A 7263-nucleotide genomic window follows, 5' to 3' on the forward strand; every position below is an offset into this window, starting at 1 on the left:
CAGCCGCAATGCCACGTGGGTCACGGTGGAGGAAGTGGACGAGGCAATCGCTGCACTGCAGGCGGCACGCGAGGAGCTGGCGAAGCTGACCGCGTAGCAAGGTTACGCCCCGCGGGCCCAAGGTTGCCCGCGGGGTTTGCCGCGCCCCGAGCACTGCCCTATATTTGTTTTATCAGTTCAAACAACCGAAAGGCAGAACAATGCAGAGCATCGAAGCTAGGAACCGCAGCTACAGCGTCCGCGTCCAGAAGGCAGGCACGAAGCTGGTAGCAGTCGCAGACGTGGTGCGCGGGGCGCACGGCGTGGTCATCCGCGAGGGCGAGACGGTCACGGCGATCTTCGCGGACGACAACGCGGGTTTCCGCGGCATCGAGGTGAGCGTGAAGAACGCCGAGGGCAAGGCGATCTACAACGTCAGCACGGGTTACTTCAACGTAGCCAAGTAGCAAACAACCAAGGGGGCCCCGCGCGGGGCCCCCGCCAACCGAAAGGGCGAGACGATGGACGCTCGGACAGAGAAGCTGCTGCAGCTCGCAGACGACAAGCTGGCAGCGCAGGTGGAGAAGGACTTGGACGCCGAGTTCATCTACTGGATGGCGGACCCAGTGGAAAGCCTCGCGGACGGCGGCGTGTCCGGGCTGGTCACGAACGAGGGGCGCGTGGCTGTGGTGCTGTACGCTAACGACGACGATTTTGAGGTCGCGGACTGGTACACGGAGCGGGCGATGTAGCCAGCCCGGAGCGGGGGCCCAAGGGCTCCCGCTCCCCCGTCCCGGCCCAACGTGCCGCCCGGGCGCAGTCCGCGCCCCAGTGCCGCGCACGCGGCCGCCGCTGCTTGGGTTGCCCGGCCGGGCCGTTAGGTTACCGCCCGGCTCGCCCGGCCCGGCCCAATCTCCATATATTTGTTTTAGTCGTTCAAACAACCGAACGGCGCAGGAACACAACCGAAAGGAACCGACATGGCAGGCAAGCCGGACCCGGACCTCAGCCAGTTCTACTTCGACAGCGTGGGGCGCAGACGGCGCCTGAGCGCAGAGTCCATGCAGACCATCTGCAGGCTGTTCGCACACGGCGAGAAGGTCAACGATCTGGCCGAACGGTTTAGCGTTTCGGTCGGCCTCATCCGAACGATCGTGTACCACACGGCCCGCATACAGAAGTAGGCGGGCAGCCGGGCCCCGGGGAGCACCTGGGGCCCGGCACTCCCCGCGCCGGGCAGCGGCGCCCGGCAGCAGCTCCCAGCCCCGGAGTGCGGCGGCAGCGATCTTCGTTCGTACTGAGCCGCTCGCAGTCCAGCGGGCAACCCGCGGTAACCCAACGGCCAGCCAGCAGGCCATGCCGTACAGTTGTTACAACAACACAAACAAACAACCGGAAGGAAGCACACCAAATGGCACGCATCACCAAGGACAAGGCAGCCAAGACGCTGGAACTGATCAACCAGCTCCTCGCGAAAGCGGAGAACACCCCGTATCCGGCCGAGGCGCAGGCGTTCCAGGAGCACGCCGAGCGGCTGATGGTGCGCTACGGCATCGAGAAGGCGCAGCTGGACGACGCGGCGGGCAAGGCGGGCAAGGAGCGCGAGGCGATCGTTGAGCGCCAGTACGTCGTATCGGGCGTCTACCGGGCCGGTCTGGTCCGCGGGTTCACGGCTGTGGCGCATGCGTTCAACGCCATCGAAATCATGGAGTCCACATGGCGGGAGCGGACCACGCTGTACCTGATCGGCGCGGAGTCCGACGTCACCAAGATCATCCGGCTGTTCGACTCGCTGCTGGTGCAGATTCAGCCCGCGATGGCCGAGTGGTGGAAGAACACCCCGGAGCGCAGCTGGATGACGCGGCCGGAGAAGGAAGCCGAGCGGCGCCAGTTCCAGATGAGTTTCCTCTACGAAGTCTCCTCCCGGCTGCTGGCGATCTACGGCGAGGAGTCCACCGGGCAGGAGCTGGTGCTGGCCGACCGCAAGAGCCGGGCGTCCGAGAAGGCTTACGAGCTGTACCCGAACGCGAAGCAGAAGCGGCAGGCGCGGCTGCAGGGCGGCTCTTACGCCGCTGGCCGCGCGGGGCGTGCCGCTGGCCGGAACGCGGACGTGGGTACCGGCAAGATGGGCGCAGCCAGCCGCGAGGCAGTCAACGCCTAGCAAGGGTTACCGCCCCGGGGGCCAAGGTTGCCTCCGGGGCTTGCCCGGCCTGCTGGCCAGCCCTATTGTTTGTTGTAGTTACTCAAACAACCGAAAGGCAAGACAATGGCACTCACCTACACCCGCGAAAGCTACACCAACGGCCCGCTGGCCAACACCACCGAATACAAGCTCAGCGACGGCACCCGGTTCGTCAAGATCGAGGAGAGCTACATTGCCGCGGACATGAAATCGCGTCACCGCACCCGCGTCCTGCGCGCCGACTTCCCGGGCGACTACGAGCACCGCTCCTCGCTGAAGGAACTGAACGCCGCGCTGGCCACCGCAAGGCTCGCCCAGTGAGGGGCGAGCCGCTGGTGCGGACCAACGAGTGAGCCCGGCTTGCCCGGCCCCCGGACGCTGCCCTAAGTTTGTTATAGCAACACAAACAAACAACCGAGAGGCAAGCCCATGATGGCAGTAGAGCAGTTTGAAGCACATTTCACGGTAGTCGGCGGGCAGTACGCGAGCTACGACGAAGCGTGCGCGGTGCGCGGTGCGCAGCATGTATGGGCGGCAGAAAGCGATGGGCCGGACTGCTTCTGCGAGGGTCGCCCGACGTGGGAGGACTTGGCGGAGCAGCACGGCGACGACGACGCGATCTACGAAGCGTGGAAGCGTGCGATGGCTGAGTTTGCGCACAACGGATGCGAATACGCTTCCCCGACATATCACGTGATGGACTGCGGCAGCATGCGGGACGCGCGGCACTGGGTGGTGACGGAGGAAGCATGGGCTGAGGAGCACAAGGCAGTGATTTACATCAGTCGAGTTAGCTAAACGAAACGGCGGGGGGCTGCGCACTGCAGCCCCCCGGTACAACTGGAGGAAACCAATGACAGCAGCAGAGCAGCCCACGAGGGACATAGAGGACGACTTCACACTGGTCCCCTACGACGGCGAGGACGTCCAGTGGCCCTCATACGAGGACGCCGTGGCAGCACGCGGCCCCGAGCACGTCTGGTCCGTGATGGAGGGCGAGGGGGACTGCACCTGCCCCGGGGCCCCGAAGCTGGAGGACTACGTGACAGAGGAGGCGTATGAGGGCGCTGAGGAGCTGTTCACCCACGAGGACGAGTGCAAGTACCGTTGGCCGGACTTCTACCCGCTCCCGGGCTGGCACCTCGTGAACATCATCTACCACCTCGTCACCGAAGAACCTTGGGACGACAGCCACGCCAACATCACCTACACCTACTGAAAGGCAACCAATGACCACCGAAGGAACGCTCCTCGTCAAAGACTCCCCCGCGCGGTTGGAAGTGAGCCCCGAAGCGCTCACCGAGAACGAGGCCATGGAGCTGATCTACGCGCTCATGCGGGCGCACGACCTCGTGGGCACCGTGACCGGGCGCTCCGAGCTGGGGCCGCTGCTGGCCCGAGTGGAGGGGGACGCCCCGGAGCCGGTGCTGGAGGCAGCGTGGGCCGTGTTCAAGGTCCGCACTGCTGAGGCTGGCGATGAGGACCGCATGCAGGAGCGGCTGTACGCCGCCGCGGAGGAAGTGCTGGAGAGGCAAGCATGAGCAGGACGTTTCAGATCAGGCTCACGCTGGAGCTGGAGGACGGGCCAAACCACGCCGTCCTGCGCCGGGTGGCGGAGATTGCGCAGCGGCTCACGGAGGTGGCGGTGGAGGAGTACGCCCCGGACAACCCGACCAGCGACGAGGAATTCATGCGCTACGACGGACTGGAGAGCCCGTTCTTGCTCTCCGCCAAAGCGCAGCCCGCGCCATGACGCTCTACGTACTGCAGCAGGACAAGACAGTCTGCGGCGCCTACTCGACGCGGCAGAAAGCGATTGCCGCGCTGGGGGCAAAGCACCCCGGAGCAGCGATACACGTAAGCCCACCACAAACACCCGGCAGCCCTGAACACGTCACTGTTCTGGGCGGCCCCACACGAAGGACTGAATACTATCTGTTGACCCCCGTTGAAGCTGACGGAGCGCTCTAACCCCGGCGTCCCACACGGGCTCCGGCTCCGCGGTCATGCTCCCGGGTATGGCGAGCAAACCAAACACCAAGGAGCTGGGGCAGCCCGGCGGCGTCCGGCGCGTTGTCCGGGGCTACGGTCGACCCGACGAATATGTGGCGGAGCCGCTGGAACTGAACCGCGAACTGGCGTTCCCGGCGTCCATCCCGATCTACGACACCATGCGCTCCCAAGACGGGCATATCGGGTCGCTCATGCAGGCGATCACGCTCCCCATCGTCGGGGCCCGCTGGGACCTCGACGCGGACGGCGTGGACAAGGAAGTCGTCGCGCTGGTCCGCACCGAGCTGGGACTGCCCGAACCGGGCAAGGCTCTCTCTCGCCGCCGCCGTCAGGGCATCGTGCTGACCGAGCACATCGAGCAGGTCACCGAGACAATGCTGTGGGCCGGGTTCGCTCCGTTTGAGCAGGTCTACGAAGTCGCTCCCCCTCGCAAGGGCCAGGAGGAGCTGGGGCTGGACGAAATCGTGCACCTGCGGAAGCTGGCCCCGCGGCTACCGCGCACCATCGAGCGGATCATTGTCGGCCGCGACGGCGGGCTGGAAGCGATCTGGCAGACCAGCCTCGACTTCAACGACCCGATCGAGATTTCGGTCAACGACCTCGTGTTCTACGTGAACAAGAAGGAGGGCGCAGACTGGTCCGGGCGCTCCCTGCTCCGCCAAGCCTACAAGCACTGGATGATCAAAGATATCTTCCTCCGGCTGGACGCGCAGGCTGCCGAGCGCAACTCGATGGGCATCCCCACCTTCACCTACTCGGACGAGGCCCATCAGGAGTTGTGCGAGCGGCTGGCCTCCGAGGTCCGCGCCGGTGAGAAGGCCGGGCTGGCGCTGCCCCACGGCGTCACGTTCAAGCTGGAGGGCGTCTCCGGCTCCACTGTGGACCTGACCCCGAAGATCGAGTACCACGACCGGGAAATCGCGCGGACTGCGCTGGCCATGTTCCTTGACCTTGGCCACGACAACGGCGCCCGCTCTTTGGGCGAGACGTTCCTTGACGTGTTCCTCTCCTCCGTGCAGTCGATGGCGCAGCGGATCGCTGACACTGTGACCGAGCACGTCATCCGCGATCTAGTGGAGTTCAACTTCGGGCCGGACGCCGAATACCCGGCGCTGACCCCGGGCGACATTCGCGCCAATCAGGGCGCCTCTCCCGAGATTCTGACCCAGCTGGCCAACGCCGGACTCATCACCCCGGACGGGAAGCTGGAGGACCACCTGCGCGAACGCTACGGGCTGCCCAAGGCAGCACCGGCCAAGAAGGCAGAGGCCCCGGTCCCGGCCCCGGCAGACCCGGCCGCCCCTGCCGCCCCCGGCGAGCCTGCCCCGGCCGCAGAGGAGCCTGCAGCCCCGGCGCAGCTCCCGGCCCCGGCTGCCGACAAGACCGCCGCCGCCGCGTCCACTGAGGAGCTGACGATCAGCCAAATGCTGGAGCGCGTGATCGAGCTGCGCCAGCGCGAGCGGGTGCCTGCCCATGCAGGATGATCTGGACCGCGCCGTGGCGGTGCTGCTGCTGGCAGAGGCAACAGACGACGTGATGGCGGCCGAGCGCGCGGAGCGGCTGGCTCCCGCGGCTGCAGCCCGTCCGTTGTTCGCGCACGAGCTGCGGGCGCAAACCCGGTTCGCTGATCTGGAGGACGATCTGGAGCAGGCTGTGGCGGAGGCGGAGGCGGAGCTGACCGGGCTGCACCTCGTGATCGGTGCCGCGCTGCTGGGGCTGCTGTTCTCCGGCCAAAACACCGCCACCCCGTCCAAGCTGGCGCTGGCGCTGGCAGCCGTGACCTCCGAGCAGCCCAAAGCCGTCCGTGAGGCGCGGGCTCGCACTGCTGCCCGGATGGAGGAGCTGCTGGAGCAGGTCTACACGGCCGCGTCCGCCCGCGTCCTCGCTGAAGCGGCGCGGCAGGGCGCAACTGTCGGGATCGGGGCGCTGCAGCCGCCTGCAGGAGCCTACAAGGCCGCAGCCACGATGGTTGCCGAGCACCCGTGGCAGCGCATCACTGGGAAGCTGCACACCGTGCTGGCCGACCCGGCAGTGAGCGCTGGCGCAGCGGTGGAGGCGGACTGGCTGCAGAAGGTGCTGGACGACATTGGCGTGGCCGGGTCGCGTGACCTTGCGCAGCAGTCCATCCTCACCGCAACCGGCATGGGCCGCGGGGACACCGCCGACGAGCTGGAGCCCGACGAAATCTGGGCCTCCGAAATCATGGACGGCAACACTTGCACCCCGTGCTCGCATGTGGACGGCAAGGACTACGACTCCATGGCTGCTGCTCGCGAGGACTACCCGCTGGGCGGGTATCGGGGCTGCGACGGCGGGGCCCGCTGCAGGGGCACCCTCGTTTTCGTGTTCAACGAATAGGGCGCGGGGCTCCGTCCCACACGCCCCTCCGGCCAGCGCCGATGCTGCGGGCATGGACTACGTAACCATTGAGCGGGTCCCGCTGATGCGGGTCGGCACCTGGAACGCCTCTACGGGCACCACCAGTATCTCCCGCGAGGACATTGACAACATTCTCGCCTCCTTCAACGCAGGCGTGGACCCGGCAGTAATCAAGATCGGCCACGTCGATCCGCGGTTCGCCAACCCGGAGTGGATGGACGGAGAACCCGCCTACGGGCAGGTCACCAACCTCTCCGTGGACGACGAGCTGGGCGGCACGCTGTACGGCGACTACGTGAACGTTCCAAAGGAGCTGGCCGAGCGCATGGACTCCGCCTACCCGTTCCGGTCGGTGGAGATTAGCTGGGGCGTGCAGATGCTCGACGCCGAGGGCGAAGTCACGGCCGAGTACCCGGCGGTCCTGACTGCGCTGGCGCTGCTGGGCGAGGCTCCGCCCGCCGTGCAGGGGCTTGGCACCGTTCACGCCACGTTCTCTCAGCGCGGCAAAACCAAGACCACCGTGTTCACTGCCTCCGCGTTTACCTTCGCCGGTGGCCACACGCAGGACTCGCTGCGCCGCGCGCTGCAGAAGGCACTGGAAGCCGGGGGCGCCTACGACCGTTGGGTCCGCGATTTTGACGACTCCCTCGTCTGGTTTGAGTCCGAGGCCGGGCTGCAGCAGGTCGCCTTCCTGACCGCCCCGGACGGCG

The 7263-nt window shown here is 66.6% G+C and carries 12 protein-coding genes; all 12 read left to right on the plus strand.

Annotated features, from left to right (window positions below; genetic code table 11):
- Nucleotides 1-200: 200 nt before the first annotated feature.
- Nucleotides 201-446, plus strand: a complete 246-nt coding sequence (locus ACMX2H_RS18480; RefSeq protein WP_414962677.1) for a hypothetical protein — start codon at nt 201-203, stop codon at nt 444-446.
- A gap of 54 nt (nt 447-500) precedes the next feature.
- On the plus strand, nt 501-731 hold the full coding sequence (locus ACMX2H_RS18485) for a hypothetical protein (protein WP_414962679.1): 231 nt from the start codon (nt 501-503) through the stop codon (nt 729-731).
- 228 nt (nt 732-959) lie between these two features.
- Nucleotides 960-1163, plus strand: a complete 204-nt coding sequence (locus ACMX2H_RS18490) for a helix-turn-helix domain-containing protein (protein WP_414962681.1) — start codon at nt 960-962, stop codon at nt 1161-1163.
- 227 nt (nt 1164-1390) lie between these two features.
- Complete coding sequence (locus tag ACMX2H_RS18495) at nt 1391-2140, plus strand: DUF2786 domain-containing protein (protein WP_414962682.1); 750 nt, start codon at nt 1391-1393, stop codon at nt 2138-2140.
- Nucleotides 2141-2245: 105 nt separating this feature from the next.
- Nucleotides 2246-2482, plus strand: a complete 237-nt coding sequence (locus ACMX2H_RS18500; RefSeq protein ID WP_414962684.1) for a hypothetical protein — start codon at nt 2246-2248, stop codon at nt 2480-2482.
- A gap of 111 nt (nt 2483-2593) precedes the next feature.
- Nucleotides 2594-2959: a hypothetical protein gene (locus tag ACMX2H_RS18505; protein WP_414962686.1), complete on the plus strand. Its 366-nt coding sequence runs from the start codon at nt 2594-2596 to the stop codon at nt 2957-2959.
- Nucleotides 2960-3014: 55 nt separating this feature from the next.
- On the plus strand, nt 3015-3380 hold the full coding sequence (locus tag ACMX2H_RS18510; RefSeq protein WP_414962688.1) for a hypothetical protein: 366 nt from the start codon (nt 3015-3017) through the stop codon (nt 3378-3380).
- A 10-nt stretch (nt 3381-3390) separates the two neighbouring features.
- Entirely contained in the window at nt 3391-3702 is a 312-nt protein-coding gene (locus tag ACMX2H_RS18515) for a hypothetical protein (RefSeq protein WP_414962690.1), read from the plus strand.
- Nucleotides 3699-3914 carry a hypothetical protein gene (locus tag ACMX2H_RS18520; RefSeq protein WP_414962692.1) on the plus strand — a complete coding sequence of 72 codons (216 nt, stop codon included), beginning with the start codon at nt 3699-3701 and terminating at the stop codon, nt 3912-3914. The genes ACMX2H_RS18515 and ACMX2H_RS18520 overlap by 4 nt, the downstream gene beginning before the upstream one ends.
- Nucleotides 3915-4179: 265 nt before the next feature.
- Nucleotides 4180-5658 carry a phage portal protein family protein gene (locus tag ACMX2H_RS18525; protein ID WP_414962693.1) on the plus strand — a complete coding sequence of 493 codons (1479 nt, stop codon included), beginning with the start codon at nt 4180-4182 and terminating at the stop codon, nt 5656-5658.
- Entirely contained in the window at nt 5648-6532 is an 885-nt protein-coding gene (locus ACMX2H_RS18530; protein WP_414962695.1) for a hypothetical protein, read from the plus strand. Before ACMX2H_RS18525 ends, ACMX2H_RS18530 begins: the two co-directional genes overlap by 11 nt.
- Before the next feature lie 52 nt (nt 6533-6584).
- The coding region (locus tag ACMX2H_RS18535; protein WP_414962697.1) for a hypothetical protein at nt 6585-7263 on the plus strand (679 nt) is incomplete at its 3' end.

The organism is Arthrobacter sulfonylureivorans (assembly GCF_047607445.1).
GTDB classification, from domain to species: domain Bacteria; phylum Actinomycetota; class Actinomycetes; order Actinomycetales; family Micrococcaceae; genus Crystallibacter; species Crystallibacter sulfonylureivorans_A.